The following is a 22104-nucleotide window of genomic DNA, read 5'->3' on the forward strand; positions in this document are numbered from 1 at the left end:
ATATGGTTTAAAAATGAATAAAAGTGCCTTAAAAAGTACAGGAATGTGGTAAACATGAGGTAGAGGATTAATCGATAAAGAAGGGTGAGACAACATGAAACGTGATGCCTTTTTTGATAATGCCAAACTCGTTCTTATTTTTCTCGTCGTCTTTGGTCATATCATTCAGCCGTTTACAGACGGATCAAGGCCGATGTACACATTATATACTTGGATTTATACGTTCCACATGCCTGCATTTATTTTTCTTGCCGGGTTCTTTGCGAAAGGGTCTGGAGAAAAAGACTACATCTTACAATTAGCTAAAAAATTGATCCTGCCTTATCTCATTTTTCAGCTTGTTTACACAGGATACTACTTCTTCATTGGAAAAGGAGCGACCTTAAGTGGGATTTTCTACCCTCACTGGTCTCTGTGGTTCTTGTTCAGTTTGTTCTGCTGGCACATCCTGCTTTACTGGTTCAAAAAAATCCCTCCATTCCTTGGAGTGGCAATTGCCGTGCAAATTGGTGTCCTTGTCGGGTATTTCAATGATATCGGGCATCATTTCAGCTTGTCCCGGACGTTCGTTTTCTTCCCCTTCTTCCTTGCGGGGTATTGGTTGACGAAAGAGCATGTCCACAAATGGAGAACTCGCCGAGTGAAAGAAGCAAGCCTTGTCGTGATGGCTGTCGTTGCCTCCGTCATCGCACTATTTCCGGAGTTCAGTTCAGGCTGGCTGCTAGGCTCTAAATCGTATGAAGTGCTTGGAAGCCCCGAAATGGGCGGCGTGTTCCGATTAGGTGTCTATGTACTGGCTGCTGTCATGACCATCAGTGTCTTTGCGTGGGTCCCGAATACGCAGTACCGTTTGACTTACCTTGGTGGAAGGACGTTATACGTTTACTTGCTGCACGGGTTCTTCATTCAATTCTTCCGTCAAGCCGACTGGTTCAAAGTCGACCACGTATTTGATGTCTTAGGTCTAGCTATCGTAGCCGCTTCCATTGTGTACGTGTTATCGAGCGGCATCATCCGCACCCTTACTCAGCCCTTTATTGAAGGACGCATTCAGCTTTTAAAAAAATGGTGGCACCGGGTAAATCATAAAGATTCTTCTTTTCAGTCCTAAGCAGGGATTCCCTCCTTTGTATAGAAAGTTATGAAAGGTAGAGGAGGGAATGGTTATGAAAATTTTGCCCATGAAGGACTGTCCGTTCAAGGATGCCCTGACATCTTTAAACGAAGGTTTTCAAGATTATCAAGTCCAGATGCAGTTTGATTTGGATGGTTTGATTCAAATGATGAGTTCAAAACGGCTGTCTCCTGCTTTTTCATTTCTCGCTTATGATGGGGAGAAGCCTGTAGGAATCGTTCTAAATGGTATTCAAGAAATAGACGGAATAAAAACAGCCTATAACGGAGGGACAGCTGTACATCCTTCGTATCGTAAAAGAGGAGTGGGACGCTTGCTTGTTCACTCCTCTTTATCTATGTATGAAAAAGAAAAGGCCTCTGTAGCTACATTAGAAGCGATCTCAGATAACCACGGCGCGATCGCTTTGTACGAACGATATGGATATCAGGTTATGGATCATTTACATATCATGAAATCCACTCCCGTAGGTTACACAGTAAAAAATATGCCCCATTTAGAGTCCATGGATGAAGGCGATTGGAAGGAGCGAATGTCCAACGGGGATTACCCATGGCAGAATCAACCCTTCTCCATAGAGAAGGGAGAGTTTTTCAAAGTCACAGATGGAGAAGCAACCATTGGGCATGTGTTCTTCACCCGACATGATAACGAACACCTTACATTATTTCAGGTACACTCTGAAAACAAGGGAAAGGAGTGCCTGAAAACTCTTCGTTCCACATATCCGGATGCAGTCATCACTGCTTTCAACATACCTGAAAAAAGCCCAGCTTATAGAGCATTGAAGGAAGAAGGATTCGAAACACGATTGCAGCAGGTTTGGATGAAAAAACTATTGTGATTGAAATGCTATCCTTTGTAAATAATAGGAGGGATATGGACAAGGAGGTTGCTGATCATGGATCAAAAGATATTAATGATTGTGACGAATGCGGACCAATTGGGCGGAAAACATGAAACAGGATTGTGGCTTCAGGAATTTGTCGAGCCTGCAACAGAATTTCAGGAAGCGGGTTATGAAGTCGTAGCGGCGAGTCCCAAAGGTGGGCGCCCACCTATCGACCCGAACAGCTATAGCAATAGACTGCCAAAAGTTTGGGACGGAGTCATGAAGCCCATCGATAAAACCGTTCCGCTGGCCGAAGTAGACCCGACAGAATTCGCCGGTATCTTTCTTTGCGGAGGACATGGAACGATGGTCGACTTCCCGGAAAATGATGAGCTTGAAGAATTGCTCCGGCACTTCCTGACAGAAGGTAAAGTCATCGGGGCTGTATGTCATGGGCCTGCAGGATTTGTAGGAGTGGAGGATCATAATGGACAGCCACTCGTAGAAGGTAAAACGATTACCGGATTTACGAATGAGGAAGAAAAAGAGACGGGTCTCGATTCCGTTGTTTCTTTTATGCTGGAGGACCGCTTAAAGGAAGCGGGCGCAGAGTTTGACTCTGGCGGTGCCTTCTCGGATCACGTCGTCAGTGATGATCCCTTCGTCACCGGACAAAATCCACAGTCAAGCCTCTCAACAGCACAAAAAATGCTCGAACTTCTAAAAAATCGCTAAGCCCCCAATAGCTTAGCGGTTTTTTCATATAAGCTCCCTTTAGTTGAAGACTCAGTTTCGAGACGATTGTGTGGTTCTAGGGGCTCCGGGAAAAGGTTCGTCTTGCTCCATCGTCCAGACACTCGCGGCATAAGCAGAACAGCAACGGAATGAAAGTACACATTCCGTTGCTGTTCTGCTTATGCCAGTCGTGTCTACCAGGACGATTCCGCATTTGTACACTTTCCATGGGGCGGGCGGTGAGCCTCCTCAGGCTATGCCTTCCGGGGTCTCACCTGTCCCACACGTCCTTTTGGTTATCCGGTTCCGACGCCTAGCGGCTAGTGAGACTTCCCTCGCTTCTGTACGATAAGTCAACATCGAATCGCTACGCTCTCCGTGTTTCCTTTATCTCCGCCAGCTCAGTCCAGTCCATACGCCGCTGACCGAGGCACCTCCACACTAAAGAATAGGAGTCTCACCGTTTCCCCCCGCCCCTTGACCTTATAAGTGTCTCGAAACCACTTCTAAAAGGGGCAGCTTGAATGGTTGAGGGAATTGGATGATTCGAACACCTGTATTCATAAGTAAGGTTCCAAATCTTCTCCCCTATGCGGGCATATAATGCGTTCTATCAGGCATTTGCGCATGCTAAACGTCAACGAGGTAGAGTTTACATCATTCACTTCTCATATCCATACAAGCTGATTTTTAAGTAGTGGTTTCGAGAACCATACTTGGTTAAGGGGCGAAGGGGAATGGCGAGACTCCTGCGGGAAAAAAGTGCTTGGTGAGACCCCACAGGACGCAGTCCGAGGAGGCTCACCGCGCTCCCGCGGAAAGCGAGTCATTCCCCGGAGCCCCCATCCACTCCACAAACGTCTCGAAACTGAGTTCTCAAGAAACCTGCCATTTACTTCAATAAGGAGTAGGATACAAAAAAGCACTTCCTCGTTGGAGGAAGTGCTTTGGTTTTAGAATAATAAATGAGCAATAAGAGTGATGATTGGCAGCGTAATGATAGTCCTTAGAAGGAAGATAATGAATAGGTCTTTGATGTTGACCGGAACTTTAGAGCCGAGCAATAGACCACCAACTTCAGACATATAGATCAGCTGCGTTACAGATAGAGATGCGATGATAAATCGGGTCATTTCACTTTCAATAGAGGATCCGATAATCGCAGGAAGGAACATGTCCGCGAAACCAACAAGGATGGTCTCAGACGCTTCCTGTGCATAAGGAACCTGCATCAGCTCAAGAAGTGGAATGAACGGCATACCGATCCATGTGAAAAATGGAGTGAATTCGGCAATTACGAGTGCAATAGTACCAAGCGCCATAACAATCGGAGCTACACCCATCCACATATCCAGGATGTTCTGAGTACCCTGCTTCAGAAAATTGCCGATTCCGCTTGCTTTGCTGCCTCGTTCTACGGCTTTTGTATAACCGTAGGTAATCAAGTTGTGATTTTCCGGAACTTCTTCTTTTTGATCGCTTGGCTCTTCTGTTACATACGTATCTGGTTTCCTAGAAAGAGGTGGAATTCTCGGCATGATCAAAGCAGCGATGAAACCTGCAATAGCTACAGTTAAGTAAAACTGGCCGAACATATCGCCAAGACCCACTTCCTGAATGACTACAAGGCTGAAGGTGATGGATACGACAGAGAAGGTTGTCCCGATGACAGCCGCTTCACGCTTCGTATAATAACCTTCTTCATATTGTTTACTCGTGAGAAGGACACCGATGGTCCCATCTCCTAACCAGGAGGCTAAGGAATCAATAGAAGAACGCCCAGGCAAACGGAAGAGTGGACGCATGATTTTTGTTAAGACTACCCCGAACAGTTCAAGGAGTCCGTAGTTCAAGAGCAGTGGTAAAAACAGTCCTGCAAATAGAAAAACGGCGAAAAGAACATGCAGAAGGGAATCAAGAAGCAAACCGCCTGTATTTTCACTTGTGATTGCCTCAGGTCCAATTTGAAAGTAAACCATGATGGCGAAAATCATACCTAAAAGGCGAGTAACGACCCATACCCGTGGAACATTAAATAAAGACTGGAAAAATGGTGATCCATTGAGGGCTTCTTTGCCTGCTGCCTTAGCTATAACCGTCCCTATAGCTGTAATGGTGATAATGATCGTCATGATCAAGGATAAATAGTCGGCAAGCCACGTTTCCACCCAACCGGCAAGAATCGCGATTGGAATGGTGACGGCGCCGTCATCCCCGAAGATCGGAAACATGAATAGGAAAATTCCGATCAAGGATGGAATTATGAACTTTAAGTGTGATGATGCATGGAAGTCTTTCGCTCTCATCCAAAATCTCTCCTGACTTGTCTGATTTTTTTATTTATAAATGCTTGAGAATAATTATGCAACACTATTTATTCTATTACGTTTTCCGTCAAAAACCAATAGGAAATTTGTAGATGATATGCGGTTTGTGTTTATGGAAGTAGAAATTGAGGAACGTTTGCTAGTACTTGTATTTGTCAGAAAGGGGAGAAGAAAATGCGGCATTTCCCTACACCGAAAGTCGTGGTCAGCCGTTGTTTGGAATTTGCAGAAGTCCGCTATAATGGAGCCGTGATCCCAGATAAGGCCGTTCAGCGTATGCAGGCGCATGTGGAATTCATACCCGTATGTCCAGAGGTTGAAATCGGGCTCGGCGTACCACGCGAAGTCATTCGTATTATTGATGGCGAAGAAGAACAGCTCGTCCAGCCGAAAACGGGAGAAAATCTAACGGATACAATGAAAGAGTTCTCCGAAGGTTTTCTGGATCATTTGACCGACGTGGATGGATTTTTATTGAAAAACCGATCACCAACGTGCGGCATGCATGATGTGAAAGTTTATCACAGTGAAGGAAACTCTCAAGTTGTCGGAAAAACATCAGGATTTTTTGCCAAGGAAATCCTTCATCGTCATGGAGGGCTTGCGATTGAAGAAGAGGGGAGACTTAAGAACTATACACTAAGACACCATTTTTTAACGAAATTGTTTACGCTCGCTGACTTTCGTGAGGTGAAGAAGTTTGATGGAATGAAAGGGTTGCAGCAATTCCACGCACGTAACAAATATCTCTTCATGGCTTATCACCCTGGAACGCTCAAGAAAATGGGGCAAACGGTTGCGAATCATAATCACCTTGATTTTGAACAGGTCATAGAAAGCTATGAACCTTTGCTTCATGAACTTATGGAGAAGCCGGCAAAACCGAGTGCCCACGTGAACGTATGCCAGCATATTGCAGGATACTTCAAAAAGGATTTGTCTAAAGAAGAGAAAGAAAGCTTTCAAAGCCTTCTGGAACAATATAAAGAAGAGAAAGTACCCTTGAGTGCTGTGTTGAGTGTATTAAATTGCTGGGTCGCCCGTTTCCAAAGTGAATACCTGAAGCAACAGACTTATTTTGAACCCTATCCGCTGGAGCTGGTTGAAATATCGGATTCAGGAAAGGGAAGGGCCTATTCCTGAATCACCCGACATAATGTTTCAGAATCCGGTCCACCTGTGATCCATACATTTCCCCAAAGATATTCAGATGGACGAGCAGATAAAAAAGCTGGTAGATGGGTTTTGTATCCTGATAGTTCTCGGGTAGCTCGAAATGTGTGTTGTACTGATTTAAAAAGTTTGGCGGGAATCCCCCGAACAGCTCAGTGAAGGCAAGTTCAAATGCGTGGTCTCCGTATAGGACGGACGGATCGATTAAAACAGGTTCGCCCTCACTTGTGGTCATCCAATTTCCACCCCATAAATCGCCGTGCAGGAGAGAGGCTTTTGGTTTTTGGGGAATAAATTCATCGACCCTGTCCATCAGTTTTATCAAGCGTTCTTCACGAAGACCTGAGATTGAACCTTTTGCCGCTCCTATTTCCAACTGTCCTCCTAAACGATAACGGCGGTAATAATCTGTCCAGGCTGTGCACCACTCATTGGTCTGATTTAGCTCACCAACAAAGGTCGGCTTTCCATATCCGTACTTCTCTGATGTATGCTGATGCATGTGAGCTATGCTCTTTCCGAGGGAATGGGAAGCATCTGAAGCCCCTTTTTCGATCCATTCCATCACAAGTGCAGCTTTTTCATCACCATCAGGGATGTCGTAATGATAGACATCAGGCACTCGTACAGCTTCTGTTTCCTTTATAAGGCGTAAGCCCTCTGCCTCTGCTTGGAAAAAATGACTCGCAACTTTTTCGTTGACTTTAATAAAATAAGGACGACGATCCGTCTCTACATAAAATGACTGATTGATGTCTCCTCCACTTACAGGTTGGATGGAGTGTACGGTTGAAGTGTCGTTGACTTTTTCTAATGTCTCCCGAATAAAACGTTCCATGGAATCCCTCCTTTTAATGAATGGTAGTGGAAAGAGGTGGCTCTGGTTTCATTTCTTTTTGATACGCATAAATGGTATGGATTTCTTTGAACCCGAATTGTTGATATAAGGCTTCTGCCTGCTGATTCTCTGTTCTGACCGAGATTGTGACCACATCCAGTTCAAGAGCAAAGAAGGCATACTGTAACGCATGATGAATGAGCTCTGAGCCAACACCGCTGCTTCGGTGATCAGCAGCTACATTTACAAAGCAAATTTCTCCTTCATGTCCTGAGATAATGGTTTCGAAATAAATGTACCCGATCAGCTCTCCGTTTTGCTGGTAACCCCAAAGGTAATTGCCCTTATCCCCGGATAAATGCAGCATTTCCTTTGTCGTGTAGTAAGCTGCCGAAGGGTGAATGTCATCCAAGGTTGCGTAGTCTTCCTGACTAAGCCCGACGATAGAGGTGTTTTTTTTCTCACTCGTTTCATAGGAAGCTTTAAAAGCGGCTAACGTACGTTCAATGTTGTACATCTGAAACTGATGCCTTTCTGCAAAGGAAACGAGTGCCTGATTGGCAGCAAAACAGGCTACCTTTACAACATCAAAGTGCAGCTGCGCCGTTAGAGAAGCTTTGTCCCATAATTGTTCGATGACCTCTTCCTGATCCTTAATAGCGAAAGGGCCCAGCAGCCGGCATAGTTTCTGCTCAAAAAAAGGAAGGATGCCGAGGAATCCGATGATTTCTTCTCCTTCCCAGGCGACATAGGCGAGAGGTTCTTTGAACTGGGTCAACGTCCAAATCTGTTCAAATATTTCATTTTGTTCTGAAGCCATCCAGGCAACGTAATGGTGGTCTTGTTCGTTCATTTTGAACAACCATTCGGCAACGGTATGTAACTCTTTGACTTCCAATTCACGAATATGCATCAGCAACACTCCTTTGTATAGTAAATTTTCACACAGTTGGTATAGAAGGCGCAACTGTTAGGGAGAGGTGAGGGTAAATCGATGAAATAGGGGAGGGGCTTTCGGTTGATCCCATCCATTCAGTTGGAAACCGGTCAAACTTCACTTAATTACATCATTAAAGAAACCCCCAATCATCCGATTGGGGGAAAGAGTCTTACTTATTCTTTTCAGGACCTTTTTCTTTGTAATCCACTTCATATTCGAATTCAACAGGGTTCAAGCTATCCTGTGGAGCCGCGTAGTAAGTCGTCATGTACGTCTTACCAGGGCGGAAGACTTGTTGAAGCTCCAATGCCTCTTCATCTGTAACATTGAATGGGTCGACTTCAACCACTTGATACTTCCCGTTGTTTTTCTCTTTAATGAATGTAACACCATAGTCTACATAATTTCCGAGAAGTTCCGCTTTAGACATGAATGGTTCTTTTGTCGTGCCATCATAACTTATTCCGACTTCTGGAATTTCGATGTTATCAATGAACCATCCCGTGTCATTGTGTCCCCAATCCGTCAAGTAACGGAATGAGATGTGGACTTCCTCTCCTGCAAACTCAGATAGATCGAAGCTTTCAGACTGGTAATCCTCAAAGTGTCCTGTGAATCCAGGAACATTTTCTTTGATTTTCGGATAACCTTCGTCAACGACATCTGAACGCGTGTTTTCGTTTTCGAGGGATGTCCATGTTTGTCCATTGTCTGTGGAAACTTGTACGACACCATAGTCCCAGCTCTCTTCGATGTCCACAAAGTGATCGAAATTCAATGTGGCGTTCTCAACATCTGTTAAGTCCGCTTTGAAAATCAAATTGTTGTCCAATTCGTCACCTGTGCCGGCAGAAAGCACTTCATTATCGCTTCCTAAAGGATCCGTTACGCTTTCCCACGTGTTATCTTCAAAATCTACGCCATTAAACTTGAAGGACTCTACGTTTTCACCTGGTTCAAAGTTGAACTCTTTAAAGTCTGTACCCCAAGCAGGGACACCCTCTTTTTCATAGTCTTTCGCTTTTTCAAAATTGACCGTTTTCCCGCGTGTTTCTCCATCTCCAACAGGAAGCTCACGTAGATCGATGTTTTCAAAACCATATTTTCCACCTTTGAACTTCGGATCATCCACAACTAAGGCTGTAGAGAAGTCTTGGTAAACTTCATTGAATGTTACGTTAAACCCAAAGTCTTGATAGGCGCTTTCGAAACTTTCAATACTATTCAATTCATCTTTCGCCACATGGCGGATGAACTCTTGTCCAAATCTCTCGTAGTTGTATAGGGTGAAAAGTTGAACCAGGCCATAGTCAGCAATGGTTTCAGGACCGGTTTCAGCGTCTACATGCTCGTCCCAGTTTGTTAACGAGTTTTCCGGGTGATCGAGCAGGAAGTTGATAGACCCGGAATCCATTCCGTATCCACCTAGGTATTCAGAGAAAGTGGACATTCCTTCATTCAACCAGGAAGTCTCATCCCCGTCATTATCCGCATGAATGAGGTGCTGTAATTCGTGTATTGTCGTTCCAAAGAACGTGCTTTCCAGACGTGTATCCCAGTCTCTTGAATCGATCGTGATGATGTTACGATCCATATAGTTTTCAAGTGTCTGCCAGAAGAAGCCAGCAACAAAGAAAGGATAGGTCGGGTCTTCATAATTGTCATCCTGAACGTTATCGACAAGGATGATGACTTTGTCTCCATCCCCTTGATAGTAACCCTCCGGAACAATTCCTAAGTCCTCCAGTTGAGCATTTGTTCCGTCCAATGTATCGGGGGAACCAAAGAAATCAGTAGCTACTGGATACATGTTTTCATCGAATTCATTGGCCATTATGTCCGCTTGCTCTTGTGTGACCACATGAGCTGGACGATCGTCCCCTTCAGGGAAGGAAAGGTCATTGGCCACCCATACTTCTGCATGATCTCCCACACTTTGAAGAGTAAACTCTTTAAATGCTAAATCCCGAGTGAGGAATTGTTTCGTTTCACCTGCGGCAGAAGTTCTTGAAGCTTCTGCATTTGATTCTGATCCGCTTCCTTCTTCCCCATTAAAATTTACTTTGGATGCATTATCCTTGATCGTCTGTTTCGCTTCTCGCTGGAAGCTTTCGCTTTCGTCCAAGCGCTGCAATTGACCATCGATATCTATTTTTTCGCTATACCGTTCGACGTTCCAATTTTCCTGTACTTTGCTTGCACTTACTTCTGTTACCGCAGCCGGAGAGAGCAATGACAGGGTCAAGGCACCCGCTGACAGTAAAGCTGTTAGTTTCTTATTCTTCAAAATAAGATCCCCCTAATGAAAAAATTGTAAAAATATCTATATTTTATTATGAAGAATATTCTAAAAAAATTAGAATAGTTATTTTGTATTGAATTTCGCAACACGAAACAAATTCAATGAGAAATAAGTTTTAGGTCTATGATCCCTTTTGAATATGAGATTTTCATGATTGACGAGAATAAGAGAAGGGAAGAATGAAGAACAGAAGTATGGAGGGGGAGGAAAATGGGAAAACGGTTGAAATACATATCCATATATAGAATATCCATCATCGTCTGGATGGCGTTGAAATTTCTTATACAAATCTTCTGGTTTGAAAAAAGACACCGGATCTGGGATCAGGACACAAAACGGAAATGGGAGGAAATGCTGGCAAAGCAAGCAGAAGAATACCGCAGGAAGGCGGTGCTATTAGGTGGTCTGCTCATTAAATTCGGCCAGTTCTTAAGCTCCAGAGGAGATTTATTACCGCAATCTTTCATTAAAGAATTAGAGGGGCTCGTTGACAGAGTCGAACCGGTTCCATTTAAGTATTCGAAACAGACCATGGAAGAGGATTGGAATGCACCTCTTGATGAATACCTTTCAAACATCAAGGAAGATTCCATTGCTTCAGCTTCGATCGGCGAGGTTTATAAAGCTCATTTGAAAGACGGCACCCCCGTTGCGGTTAAGGTCCAGCGGTACCGGGTTCGCGACACGTTCCGGATGGACTTCAAAGCATTGAAAATCGTCTTCTGGATGCTCAATAAATTTACCGTTTATGGGAAGAAAGCGGACCTGCCGGCTTTATACCGGGAAGTCGTCCGAGTGATCAGCAACGAATTGGATTTCACCATGGAACTTCAGAACGGCAATCATTTCAAAAAGAGATTTGCAGATTTTGAGGATGTTTACATCCCTGATTATTATTCCGATCTATCGACAAAGCGTGTGCTTGTCATGGAATGGATTGAAGGAACAAAAATCACGGACTTATCTTTTATTAAGAAAAATAACATTGACCGGGAAAAGATTGCTCGGACGCTGTTCGATTTGTGTGTGGAACAGTTTCTGTATGCGGGAATGTTTCACTCCGATCCTCACCCTGGAAACTTGATGTTAAAAGAAGACGGTACAGTGGTTGTCATTGACTTCGGGATGGTCGGGGAAATTAAGAACGAAGATGCGAATTCGATTCGTAAAATGATTCAAGGCTTCATATTAGATGACTATGACAGAGTTATTGAATCGCTGCAGGAAATGGACTTCCTGCTTCCTGATGCGGACACAGAGAAAGTGAAAAAACTCTTGAAGCAGACAACCGACATGTACCTGGATGGGAACTTTGACAAGTTGGATGCGCATATGATGAATGATATGCTGGGCGATTTACAAGAGTTTGTGAAAGAACAGCCGATTCAGCTTCCTGCTGATTATGCCTTTTTAGGACGTGCGACTTCAATCATCGTTGGAGTTTTAACAAGTGTGTATCCTCAAATCGATTTAATTAAGTGGGGTAGACCGGTAATTAAGGAATGGATGTCAGGGGAAGCTTCCAGTTTTTCTTTATACAAAGAAATCGCGAAAGAGACAGCCCGGCCGCTTCTATCCCTGCCGCGAGCTCTGGTGGAATATCTCGAGGATGGAGATAAAGAAAGGGAATGGAAGAGTTATCATCAAAAAAACCATTTATTCCATCAATATTATCTATTTTATACTTTCCTTTCGCTCGTGATTGCAGGAATCGGTGCTGCTTCTTTATATTACACACTGATTGTTCCTGTCCTCCCGACGATATGGATCGGGAGTATCGTATCAGGAGTAGGTGTACTTGGGTTTCTCGTAAGTTCGTTCAATCATTTGAGGATGTTGAAGCGCATCCATCATAATAGGAGGAATGAAGGATGAGTGATTTATTGAAGAAAGGGTTTCATCTTGGTTTAGGTGCTGCCATCAGTGGCAAGGAACGTTTTGAAAAGATGGTCAATGAAATGGTGAAGCGCGGAGAAATCAGCCCTTCACAAGCGAAGACCATGGTCAATAATTGGATGAACCAGTGGATTGCAAAAGGTCAGAGCAAAGATAAAGAGTGGAATGAACAGGCGAAAGCCAGGTTTCAGGATCAGATGAAGGAACTGGGCTTTGTCTCAAAAGAAGAGTATGAAAAACTGGAAGCCCGCATCGAAAGACTTGAAAATCTTCATGGAAGATAACCAAAAAGCCTCCGTTTCTGAATTCATCAGATGCGGAGGCTTTTTGGTTATGTAAATACGGATGATAGCAGGGTTGTAGCGCAGCGATAACTTATCTTTATAGAAAAAAGGATTCTGACGAGTGACTCGCTTTACGGACCACTATCTTCTCATACACCTATTTAAACGAAGTCTTGAAGGGAGAAGCTGTTTTTTCAGAGAGGGGAGTTTTGTTCTGTAAAGATTAGGTAATAGAGCATAACTAGACAGTTCTATATATGCGGATTTCCAACCGAAGGGGAGGGAAGAGTCGGTGAATAAACGAGTGTTGTCCTTTTTCGTAATCGCTTTCTTAACTGGGTGTCAAATGAGAGTACTCAATCCAAAAAGTGATACTGCTGATACATTGACGAACTTAATCTACCTGAGCTTTGGCATTATGATGCTTGTGCTGATCGTCGTATTTGTTTTATTCGTCTACTTTCTTAGGAAATTCCGGGAAAGAGGGAAGGCGAAATTTAATATTCCACCAGATGAAAAGGAGAACAAGTGGCTGGAGATCACATGGACCATTGTTCCTGTTTTATTGCTTGCCATCTTAGCCGTTCCAACGGTAAAGGCTACATATGACCTAACCTCGAAAGTGTCAGGTTCAGCGGGAGGGTCAAAGGGCGACGCTATGATTGTCGAAGTGGTCGGCCAGCAATACAATTGGAAATTCACTTATGAGAACGGTAAAGAATCTTATGATGAACTCGTTTTACCTGTAGATCAGGAAGTTCAGTTCCGTCTTACCTCAAATGATGTCATCCACTCCTTCTGGATTCCGAACTTATCAGGGAAAATCGATGTTCTCCCGGGTGAAATGACGAAATTATCGTTTGAGCCACGCGAAGAGGGGACGTATCAGGGGAAATGTGCAGAGTTTTGCGGGGCGGAACATACGCTGATGAGGTTTGAGACGAAAGTGATGAGTCAGCAATCGTTTGAGAACTGGGTGCAGGAAGAGTAAATAGGAGAGGGTGGGGTGAATGGGATGAACGTACCTTTTATAGGGGAAGTTCCTTCAGATATCGTGGTGTCCTGGATTGTAACCATTCTTTTGGGCGCAGCCTTGTTTTGGTGGTTGACGACGAGAAGGAAATGGCCATTGGTTTGGGATTATATGACGACGACGGACAACCGGAAAATTGGAACGATGTACATTTTGCTTTCCATGGTTTTCTTTATCCGTGGGGGCATTGATGCCATGTTTATCCGGACCCAGCTGGCTATACCGGAAAATGATTTTTGGGTCTTCCAATCTCAAAAGTATAACGAAGTTTTTACGACGCATGGGACAGTCATGATTTTTTTCGTCTCCATGCCTTTGTTGATCGGTTTAATGAATATCGCAGTGCCTCTTCAATTGGGGGCCAATGATCTTGCTTTCCCTTATTTGAATGCGATCAGTTTTTGGTTGTTTGTGGCCGGCGGGGTCATTTTCAATATGGCTTTCTTCTTTAATGCTGCCCCAAATGCGGGTTGGACTTCCTATGCGCCTCTCGCGACGGATACGTTCACGACGGGTCCTAATAACAACTACTACATATTCGGCCTTCAAGTCTCAGGCTTGGGTACGATTTTTACAGCCATCAATATGATTGTCACCATCTTCCGTCTCCGTGCACCAGGGATGAAGATGACAAGGATGCCCTTATTTTCGTGGGCCACCCTCATCACATCCTTTCTTATCATGATTGCTTTCCCGGTTTTAACAATAGCGCTGTTGTTATTGATGTTTGATCGGATTTACGGAACGAGCTTCTTTCTTGGGGAATACGGAGATCCTGTGTACTGGCAGCACTTGTTCTGGATTTTTGGTCATCCGGAAGTGTATATTTTGATTCTGCCTGCCTTCGGAATCTTTTCGGATGTCATCTCAACTTTTTCAAGAAAAAGAGTGTATGGGTACACATCCATGGTGGTTGCAATTGCGTTGATTGGATTACTAGGATTTATGGTATGGGCACACCACATGTTTACAGTGGGACTTGGTGCTTTGGCCAATTCTATTTTTGCCATCACAACGATGTTAATTGCCGTTCCCACCGGCATCAAAGTATTCAACTGGTTGTTTACGATGCGAAAAGGCGTGGTGAGAATAACGACTCCTATGCTGTTTTCATTAGGATTTATCCCTACATTCGTCATTGGAGGAGTGACAGGGGTCATGCTGGCCGTTGCAGCGGCAGACTACCAGTATCATGATTCGTATTTCGTTGTTGCCCATTTTCACTATACGATGATAGGCGGCACGATTCTCGGGGCATTTGCAGGCATTTATTATTGGTATCCGAAAATGACCGGGAAGATGCTTGATGAAAAACTGGGAAAATGGCATTTCTGGCTCTTTATCATCGGATTTCATTTAACATTTATGCCTCAGCACTTTGCAGGCTTAAATGGAATGCCGCGCCGCGTATATACCTATACGTGGGAAGATGGTGTATTCCTATTGAATTTCGTCAGTACGATCGGAGCGTTTTTGATGGGGGCGAGTATGCTGTTTGTTGCATGGAATTTGTACAAGACTCATCGACTTACTGACCCTGTGGGTGCGGATCCGTGGGACGGCCGGACATTGGAATGGACCGTCGGATCACCAGCGCCTGAACATCCGTTTCAACCTGTTCCGCAAATCAATTCTATCGATGCTTACTGGTACAGCAAAGTAGAAAGAAAGAGGCTGCCAGAATCCGAAGAGGCCAGACCTTCTCCGATCGCTATCCAAACGGTGGCTCCTGTTCTGCTTGCAGGTGTTTTGATTGTCATGAGCGTCGGTTTTATATATGGATGGGTTTGGATGCAGATCATAGGTGGAATCGCTGCACTGGGTTTCTTTATCTACCGTGTGTTTAATGATGAAAGAAAAGCTGTGTATCGAAAGGAGGAAGAGTCATGAAACAGACGTCGGAGGTGTTATTCAATGACAAACGACTCGGTTTTTTCCTCTACTTAGTTGTCGAAGCCATCATGTTTGCAACATTGTTCGCTACCTATATCCTTTACACCCCTTCATCCAGGGGAGCGGATCCTACAGAAGTGTACGAGCTTCGAACCGTCATATTGACATCCGTTTTCCTCCTTTCAAGCAGCGGTACATTACTAATAGCGGAGAGTGGATTGGAAAATTGGAACCGGCTTAAGATTTGGATTGGACTGGGGACGACCTTTCTGCTCGGGAGCATTTTTATGGGGTTGGAAATCCATGAATTTTACAAGTACTGGAGTGAAGGCTACACCCTTACGATGAACAACTTCCTTGCTTCCTTTTATGTACTCGTTGGGCTTCATGCGTCACACGTTGCATTTGGGCTGGTATGGATGATTCTTTTAATGGTCCAGCTCAAGCAGACGATGCCGAAGTCTTTGTTCAAAGAAAAACACAAGATCTTCAACTATTACTGGCATTTCGTCGATGTCATCTGGGTACTCATCATCCTTATCGTCTACGCACCTTACCTTTTCTAATATTAAAGTGTTTTTACAGATAAGCTCCCTTTAGTTGAAGACTCAGTTTCGAGACTTCTGTTGGGTGGATGGGGGCTGCGGGGAATAGCTCGCTTTCCGCGGGAGCGCGGTGAGCCTCCTCGGACTGCGTCCTGTGGGGTCTCACCAAGCACTTTTATCCCGCAGGAGTCTCGCCATTCCCCTCCGCCCCTGACGCTCAACCCGGGCAACGAAACCTGGAAAGTCTCGAAGCTGAGTCTTCCACAATCCTGCCATTATATTGAATGGTGGGGGCTATCTGTTTTTTTTGATGAGCTTGTAAAGGAAATACATAAGGGAAAAAACAAAGAAGGCTGTTAAAACCAGGCTGATATAATACAGGACCCCATCTCCCATCCAATCAAGAGGAGTACCGGCAATGGGAGGACCCTTCAAGTACAGATAATTGGTTTGGAAAAAAGTATTGAAAATGAAGATGAATACACTGTATATGATTAAGTAGAAGAAGGTTTCCAACAAGTCTTTACCCCTGATCGTGACTTTTGTCGATACAATCAAAAATAGACTGGTCCAGGAGATAGCCATGTGATGCACAAAGAACTTCCAAAACCGGAAGTGCTCATATCCATGAGGAATATCGGGAGTGATTAAGGCAATGGCTGCTGGCAGAATACCTATGAAAAAAGTGATTTTAATAAGTTTCGGGTGATAGGTAAGGAGTGCGGCCACCCCCAATAAAGATGCAATTCCGCATAAATGCAGGGGGAGATGGCTTCCTTCCATCCAGAGACCGTGTATGATCGTCCAGGTTTGATAGCTGATCTCAGAAAGGATTAACAACAATAATAGACTGAAACGCACAAGGTTGTGTAGTACATTGGAATTCTTTAAAGATCGATGCATCACAAGGATACCGATAGAAACCACCAAGTAAATGGAGAGCATCCATGTATGGCTGGTTCCGAATGTAATAAAGGTTTGGTCAATTCGTTCACTGAACCATGCTTCCATAATAGCCTCCTAGAGAACGGGCTTTAGCTGTGCTATGATTCTACCATATCATTTGGCTGAAGAGAGGGTCGATATGAAAAAGATCAATTGCTTTCGCTGCAAGCACTTTCGTACAACATGGAACCCGGCATTTCCGAGAGCTTGCGAGGCTTACGGTTTCAAAACGAAAGAAATGCCATCCGCATTTGTTTTGAAATCGACTGGATCCGAATGCTTGCAATTTGCTGAAAAGAACCAAAAAAAGAAGAATAATAAAGCCGGGAACCCCTCCATGATTGATTACCGACTGTAAATTAAATGAAATTTCAGAATATGTATGTACACTCGCTTATTCTATGGTATGCTGATGAATATTTCACTAAGCCGAATAAAATAGAGAGCGGCTGAAAAAGGTGAATGAGTGAGAGGAGTGTAGAAAGTATGGCGAGAGAACAATGGGGGACGAAGCTGGGCTTTATGCTTGCCGCGATGGGGTCAGCTGTCGGACTCGGAAATATATGGAGATTCTCCTTCGTAGCAGGAAATAATGGCGGAGGCGCCTTTTTAATCTTGTATTTATTATTTGTACTCTTAATTGGTGTACCCCTGTTATTGACTGAAGTTAGTATTGGAAGGAAAGCAGAGAGCGACGTTGTCGGCTCATTCCAAAAGCTTGCACCTAAGACTCCCTGGTATTTGACTGGGTTCTTTGGTATAGCCAGTGCTTTCTTGATTTTAGGATTTTATGCTGTAGTAGCTGGATGGGCGATCTTTTATTTCTGGAATTATATCAATGGTTCATTCTTTACTTCGCCTGAAGTCGGTTATGATGGCGCTTTTGGTCAATTTATCAGCCACTCATGGCATCCGATTGCCTGGACGGCACTCTTCATGATTCTGACGATTGTCATTGTATTGAGTGGTGTTAAGAAAGGGATCGAAGCGGCGAACAAAATTTTCATGCCTTTACTGGCTATCATTTTGATTGGTCTTGCGTTCTTCAGCCTTTCTTTGGATGGGGCATCAGAAGGTTTGAAATTCTTATTCCAGCCGGACTGGACTGCGTTTAGTAATCCTTCCATTTATATAGCGGCTTTGGGGCAGGCTTTTTTCTCCTTAAGCCTTGGAATGGGAGCTATGCTGACGTATGGCAGTTATTTAAAAAAAGAAAACAAGTTACCAAGTGCGACGCTTGGCATCGGCATCATGGATACATTTTTTGCCGTGATATCAGGTGTGGTGATTTTTCCAGCTGTATTTGCTTTTGGAATTGACCCAAGTTCAGGCCCGCCGCTTGTATTTATTACACTACCAAGTATTTTTGAGCAGATGCCGTTTGGCGGAATTATCGGGCTGGTGTTCTTCTTCGCTTTGATTTTAGCCTCCTTATCATCATCTGTCTCTATTCTGGAAGTACCGACCGCTTACTTTATGAGAGCTTTTGGTTGGACACGGTTTGCTACGAGTGTGTTGGTAGGCTCGATTATGTTTGTGCTCGGAATTGGCGTATCCCTAGGCTTTGGCTTATGGTCCGGCGTCACCCCTATTGGAGACTTGAATATCCTCGACTCGATGGATTATATCGCCTCCAACATCCTGCTTCCTCTTGGAGGTCTATCCATGGCCCTTCTTGTAGGCTGGTACTTCAAAAAATCCGAAGCATTGGAAGCTACGGATATGAAAAATGGGCTGCTTGGCAACCTATGGTTTACGATCATCAAGTTCATTGCTCCCATCATGATCATTGTCATCTTCTTAAACCAAATCGGAGTCATCTCCCTATAATTCCAAAACCCAGGAACCTCGACCACTCGTCGGGGTTCTTTTTTACATGCTTGAATTATCATAGCTACTTACTAAAGAATATGGCAGGTTTTCTGAAGACTCAGTTTCGAGACTTATGCTGAGTGGACGGGGTCTACGGGGAATAGCTCGCTTTCCGCGGGAGCGCGGTGAGCCTCCTCGGACTGCTCACCAAGCACTTTTTTCCCGCAGTACGCAGTCCGAGCAAGCTCGGCGCTCCCCACAGGAAAGCGAGTTGCTTCCCAGCCACCCCTAACGCTTAACTAGGCAACGAACCCTGGAAACATCTCGAAACTGAGTCTTCAACTATAGGGAGCTTATTTGGAATATTGGTTAGAGGGATTTTGGAAGGTAACTTTTTAACATTTGATGAAACTGCTGGAGAGAAAAGGACAGGGGGGAGGGGAACATGTTAAACTACGACAGAGAACCATCTTTTATGGAAAAGGAGAAAACGATTTATGGCAATCACCAACAAAACGGTCTTGAAAAAGATGTCCAGTGAGATACAGGAAGCGATGCTCCAGCATGGAGATGAGCAAAAAGTGAGGGAGCATGTGCGTTCGGTGAAATTGCTTGCAGACTTACTATTAGAGGAAGAGGCAAGTACACAAAGTTCACCGGCTGCAGTCCAGGAACCAACCGTTGAAGAAATACGCAAGATGATGGGAGCAGGCAGTCCTGAGCCCGTCCAGAAAGAGAATAAAGAAACAAAAATCGACCATGACGAGGCCAATGGCTCTTCCATTTTCGATTTTTAAGGGGGAGAAGAAATGAAGATATTTTTAATTTTAGCCGTTATTAATGGATTTTTAGCCGTCGCTTTAGGTGCCTTCGGGGCTCATGGACTCGAAGGGAAAGTCTCCGAAAAGGGATTGGATCAATGGGGGAAAGCCGTTGATTACCAAATGTTCCATACGATGGCTTTGTTTGTCACAGCTTTATTGATGAGCAAAATCCAGGCCGGTGCTATGACGGGTGCAGGTTGGTTTTTTTTCATCGGAATTCTGCTGTTTTCCGGAAGTCTTTACATCTATGCGACATCTGGAATTAAAGTATTTGCTATGATAACTCCGTTCGGTGGCCTTTCATTTTTGATCGGCTGGATTTTGCTGGGGTATGCGATTATTAAGAATCATTAATACTAGAAGTAAAGGATGGTCGTGAAAAATAGAAGAATAACCGCCCTCAAAAGTTGAATGATGGCATTTACTTTTTGCTGGCGTTTCATCTCGAGCATCCCCTCCAAGGCGAAGCTCCCGGCTAGAACATAGAACATGAGTAAGATGATCCATTGGTGTTCGAGCTGAAATAAACCGACCACGGCAAGGATTACAGCTAACAAAAGGGCACCTAACTGGGCTCTTTGGTAACTCTCATATGGAGGTCGCATTTGTACACCCTTTTCTTTTGGCGTTTAGCCATTAATTATGAATATGGAAATGAAAAACTCGCTACCGAAATAGCGAGTTTTTTTGCTTCATTAACGGGATTGAGGATTGGTCATACCCTGGCCGGTGCCAAAGGGGTAATTGTAGTTGATTTCCTCGTCGAATGTAATGTAATCAAGGTAAACCATCAAGAGTAAATAACGTTTCCCGGTTTGAGGATCGCTAAGTATGATGTGGTCTCTTCCAGCGGCTTCGATAATGCCTTTGAAAACCTTAGCGTTCCACTGGTCATTGTTTTCAAAAGTCATATATACGGTTGCAGGTTTTCCTGCATTCAGCCGTAAAATATTCTCAATGTAGGATTCTTCAGAAGGTAACATATTCGGAGGATTAACGCCCCCTTTAGATTGTCCTTGCTGCATTTGCGGAAATTGAAAGCCACCTTGTTGACTCGGAGGCTGGGTTCCCTGTCCTTGCATTGGTGAAACCGGATAGTAATTCATATACGGGTTTTGGCCGTAATAGGGGGAAGATTGGCCGCCGTACATCGGCTGTCCCTGACCTTGCCCGCCCATTTGCGGTTTCTTTTGTGCCAATTCAATCACTCCTTATTGGAATTAATAAACAGTAGGACAGACAGACCGAGACGGAGAATAGAAGCAGTGGGGTTTGAACCTGCCCGTATTCCATTGATTGGACCCAAACCACTGAGCTCGGCAGTCTAGAGAAGACTTGACAAACCAAAGTGAATTCGTGGCAGGGTGGAACCGCTCCCCGTTGATCGTCCTTCTTGCAAGCCGTTTGTCTTTTTCCTGTGCCCTGTGGTAGAACTAGCCCTAGTGAGCAGCCTTAAAGCAGCCGGGAATCTGGAACGCCATCTTACGAACCGTATCGATTTCCGTAAAAGCAGTGCCATCTCCTCGCACACGGTTGACTTCTGTATTTCCGACCATAAGCATGCCTCGTTTACCTTCTCCTTCAGCCTTTGTCCTCATAAGTATCGATAATAATCTCCCATCGGCCTGCTCGAAGGGGACAACAGCCATGCGGTCACCTCACTTTAATAAAGGCATGATTGCATGTTCTTTAACACTATATGTTGGACGCCCGGGGAGATATGATTAAAAAAATATTCTGATGGACAACAAAAAAGGACCTCCCTAGAAGGGACGTCCTCTTACTGTTCTTCAACAATATGGAAGGATTATGGAAGACTCAGTTTCGAGACTTCTATTGAGTGGATGGGGCTGCGGGGAATGACTCGCTTTCCGCGGGAGCGCGTTGAGCCTCCTCAGGCTGACGCCTTCCGGGGTCTCACCTAGCACTCTTTTCCCGCAGGAGTCTCGCCATTCCCCTCCGCCCACTTACCAAGGATGATTCTCGAAACCACTACTTAAAAAATCAGCTCGTATGGTTATGAGAAGTGAATGATATAAACGCTACCCCATTGACGTTTAGCAAACGCAATTGCTTGATACAACGCACTATATACCCGCCTAGGGGAAAAGAATTGGAACCTTACTTATGAATACAAGTGTTCGAATTATCCACTTCCTTCAACCATTCAAGCTGACCCTTTTAGAAGTGGTTTTGAGACACTTATAAGGTCAAGGGGCGGAGGGAAACGGTGAGACTCCTATCCTTTAGTGTGGAGGTGCCTCGGTCAGCGGGCGTATGGACTGGACTGAGCTGGCGGAGATAAAGGAAACACGGAGAGCGTAGCGATTCGATGTTGACTTATCGTACAGAAGCGAGGGAAGTCTCACTAGCCGCTAGGCGCCGGAACTGGATAACCCAAAGGACGTGTGGGACAGGTGAGACCCCGGAAGGCATAGCCTGAGGAGGCTCACCGCCCGCCCCATGGAAAGCGAACCGTTTCCCGGAGCCTCTAGAGTCACACAAACATCTCGAAACTGAGTCTTCAACTAAAGGGAGCGTTAGTGGGGGGGATATTGGGCACAAAAAAAGCTGCCAGATGAGCTGGCAG

General features: G+C 44.5%; 20 protein-coding genes and 1 pseudogene. 13 read left to right on the forward strand and 8 right to left on the reverse strand.

Annotated elements, in window-relative coordinates:
* Nucleotides 1–94: 94 nt before the first annotated feature.
* From GLW00_RS02105 to GLW00_RS02115, 3 genes are read left to right on the forward strand one after another with little or no spacing between them, the layout of a single operon-like run.
* The gene (locus tag GLW00_RS02105; protein WP_160910822.1) at nt 95–1111 is read left to right on the forward strand and encodes an acyltransferase family protein; all 1017 of its coding nucleotides are present in this window, start codon (nt 95–97) and stop codon (nt 1109–1111) included.
* Nucleotides 1112–1166: 55 nt separating this feature from the next.
* Nucleotides 1167–1979 (forward strand): GNAT family N-acetyltransferase, encoded by an 813-nt coding sequence (locus GLW00_RS02110; protein ID WP_160910823.1) that lies wholly within the window; start codon nt 1167–1169, stop codon nt 1977–1979.
* 57 nt (nt 1980–2036) lie between these two features.
* Complete coding sequence (locus tag GLW00_RS02115) at nt 2037–2702, forward strand: type 1 glutamine amidotransferase domain-containing protein (protein WP_202412333.1); 666 nt, start codon at nt 2037–2039, stop codon at nt 2700–2702.
* 953 nt (nt 2703–3655) lie between these two features.
* Here GLW00_RS02115 and GLW00_RS02120 read toward each other — a convergent pair.
* Nucleotides 3656–5008, reverse strand: a complete 1353-nt coding sequence (locus tag GLW00_RS02120) for a YjiH family protein (RefSeq protein ID WP_160910824.1) — start codon at nt 5006–5008, stop codon at nt 3656–3658.
* A 195-nt stretch (nt 5009–5203) separates the two neighbouring features.
* On the opposite strand from GLW00_RS02120, the gene GLW00_RS02125 reads away from it, so the two are divergent.
* Entirely contained in the window at nt 5204–6172 is a 969-nt protein-coding gene (locus GLW00_RS02125; protein ID WP_160910825.1) for a YbgA family protein, read from the forward strand.
* A gap of 1 nt (nt 6173) precedes the next feature.
* Here the strand turns inward: GLW00_RS02125 and GLW00_RS02130 are convergent, their stop codons facing one another.
* From GLW00_RS02130 to GLW00_RS02140, 3 genes are all read right to left on the reverse strand, one after another.
* Complete coding sequence (locus GLW00_RS02130; RefSeq protein ID WP_160910826.1) at nt 6174–7040, reverse strand: fructosamine kinase family protein; 867 nt, start codon at nt 7038–7040, stop codon at nt 6174–6176.
* Nucleotides 7041–7053: 13 nt separating this feature from the next.
* Nucleotides 7054–7953, reverse strand: coding sequence for a GNAT family N-acetyltransferase (locus GLW00_RS02135; protein WP_160910827.1), 900 nt, complete (start codon nt 7951–7953; stop codon nt 7054–7056).
* Between the two features lie 196 nt (nt 7954–8149).
* Nucleotides 8150–10267: a M6 family metallopeptidase gene (locus GLW00_RS02140; protein WP_160910828.1), complete on the reverse strand. Its 2118-nt coding sequence runs from the start codon at nt 10265–10267 to the stop codon at nt 8150–8152.
* Nucleotides 10268–10492: 225 nt separating this feature from the next.
* On the opposite strand from GLW00_RS02140, the gene GLW00_RS02145 reads away from it, so the two are divergent.
* From GLW00_RS02145 to GLW00_RS02165, 5 genes are all read left to right on the forward strand, one after another.
* Nucleotides 10493–12157 (forward strand): ABC1 kinase family protein, encoded by a 1665-nt coding sequence (locus GLW00_RS02145; RefSeq protein ID WP_160910829.1) that lies wholly within the window; start codon nt 10493–10495, stop codon nt 12155–12157.
* A complete protein-coding gene (locus GLW00_RS02150; RefSeq protein ID WP_160910830.1) occupies nt 12154–12462 on the forward strand; it encodes a phasin family protein in 309 nt (102 codons plus the stop codon). Before GLW00_RS02145 ends, GLW00_RS02150 begins: the two co-directional genes overlap by 4 nt.
* 292 nt (nt 12463–12754) lie before the next feature.
* A complete protein-coding gene (gene coxB / locus GLW00_RS02155; RefSeq protein ID WP_160910831.1) occupies nt 12755–13453 on the forward strand; it encodes a cytochrome c oxidase subunit II in 699 nt (232 codons plus the stop codon).
* A 24-nt stretch (nt 13454–13477) separates the two neighbouring features.
* A complete protein-coding gene (gene ctaD, locus GLW00_RS02160; protein ID WP_160911817.1) occupies nt 13478–15385 on the forward strand; it encodes a cytochrome c oxidase subunit I in 1908 nt (635 codons plus the stop codon).
* A complete protein-coding gene (locus GLW00_RS02165; protein ID WP_160910832.1) occupies nt 15382–15954 on the forward strand; it encodes a cytochrome c oxidase subunit 3 in 573 nt (190 codons plus the stop codon). Before ctaD ends, GLW00_RS02165 begins: the two co-directional genes overlap by 4 nt.
* 273 nt (nt 15955–16227) lie before the next feature.
* On the opposite strand, the gene GLW00_RS02170 is transcribed toward GLW00_RS02165, so the two are convergent.
* Complete coding sequence (locus tag GLW00_RS02170) at nt 16228–16944, reverse strand: YwaF family protein (RefSeq protein ID WP_160910833.1); 717 nt, start codon at nt 16942–16944, stop codon at nt 16228–16230.
* 73 nt (nt 16945–17017) lie between these two features.
* Between GLW00_RS02170 and GLW00_RS02175 the strand changes: the two genes are divergently transcribed.
* The 4 genes from GLW00_RS02175 to GLW00_RS02190 all read left to right on the forward strand — a co-directional run bounded on the left by GLW00_RS02175 (nt 17018) and on the right by GLW00_RS02190 (nt 19868).
* Nucleotides 17018–17236: a uracil-DNA glycosylase gene (locus GLW00_RS02175; protein ID WP_160910834.1), complete on the forward strand. Its 219-nt coding sequence runs from the start codon at nt 17018–17020 to the stop codon at nt 17234–17236.
* A gap of 128 nt (nt 17237–17364) precedes the next feature.
* The gene (locus tag GLW00_RS02180) at nt 17365–18708 is read left to right on the forward strand and encodes a sodium-dependent transporter (RefSeq protein WP_160910835.1); all 1344 of its coding nucleotides are present in this window, start codon (nt 17365–17367) and stop codon (nt 18706–18708) included.
* 479 nt (nt 18709–19187) lie between these two features.
* Complete coding sequence (locus tag GLW00_RS02185; protein WP_160910836.1) at nt 19188–19487, forward strand: YwdI family protein; 300 nt, start codon at nt 19188–19190, stop codon at nt 19485–19487.
* A gap of 12 nt (nt 19488–19499) precedes the next feature.
* Nucleotides 19500–19868 carry a DUF423 domain-containing protein gene (locus GLW00_RS02190; protein ID WP_160910837.1) on the forward strand — a complete coding sequence of 123 codons (369 nt, stop codon included), beginning with the start codon at nt 19500–19502 and terminating at the stop codon, nt 19866–19868.
* 2 nt (nt 19869–19870) lie between these two features.
* Here GLW00_RS02190 and GLW00_RS02195 read toward each other — a convergent pair whose 3' ends face one another.
* From GLW00_RS02195 to GLW00_RS02205, 3 genes and pseudogenes are all read right to left on the reverse strand, one after another.
* Complete coding sequence (locus tag GLW00_RS02195) at nt 19871–20119, reverse strand: hypothetical protein (RefSeq protein ID WP_160910838.1); 249 nt, start codon at nt 20117–20119, stop codon at nt 19871–19873.
* Nucleotides 20120–20209: 90 nt separating this feature from the next.
* Nucleotides 20210–20692 (reverse strand): spore coat protein GerQ, encoded by a 483-nt coding sequence (gene gerQ / locus GLW00_RS02200; protein WP_439108887.1) that lies wholly within the window; start codon nt 20690–20692, stop codon nt 20210–20212.
* A gap of 42 nt (nt 20693–20734) precedes the next feature.
* Nucleotides 20735–21163 (reverse strand): annotated as a pseudogene (locus GLW00_RS02205) (cell wall hydrolase).
* Nucleotides 21164–22104 lie beyond the last annotated feature (941 nt).

The organism is Halobacillus litoralis, assembly GCF_009856445.1.
Taxonomy (GTDB): domain Bacteria; phylum Bacillota; class Bacilli; order Bacillales; family Halobacillaceae; genus Halobacillus; species Halobacillus litoralis.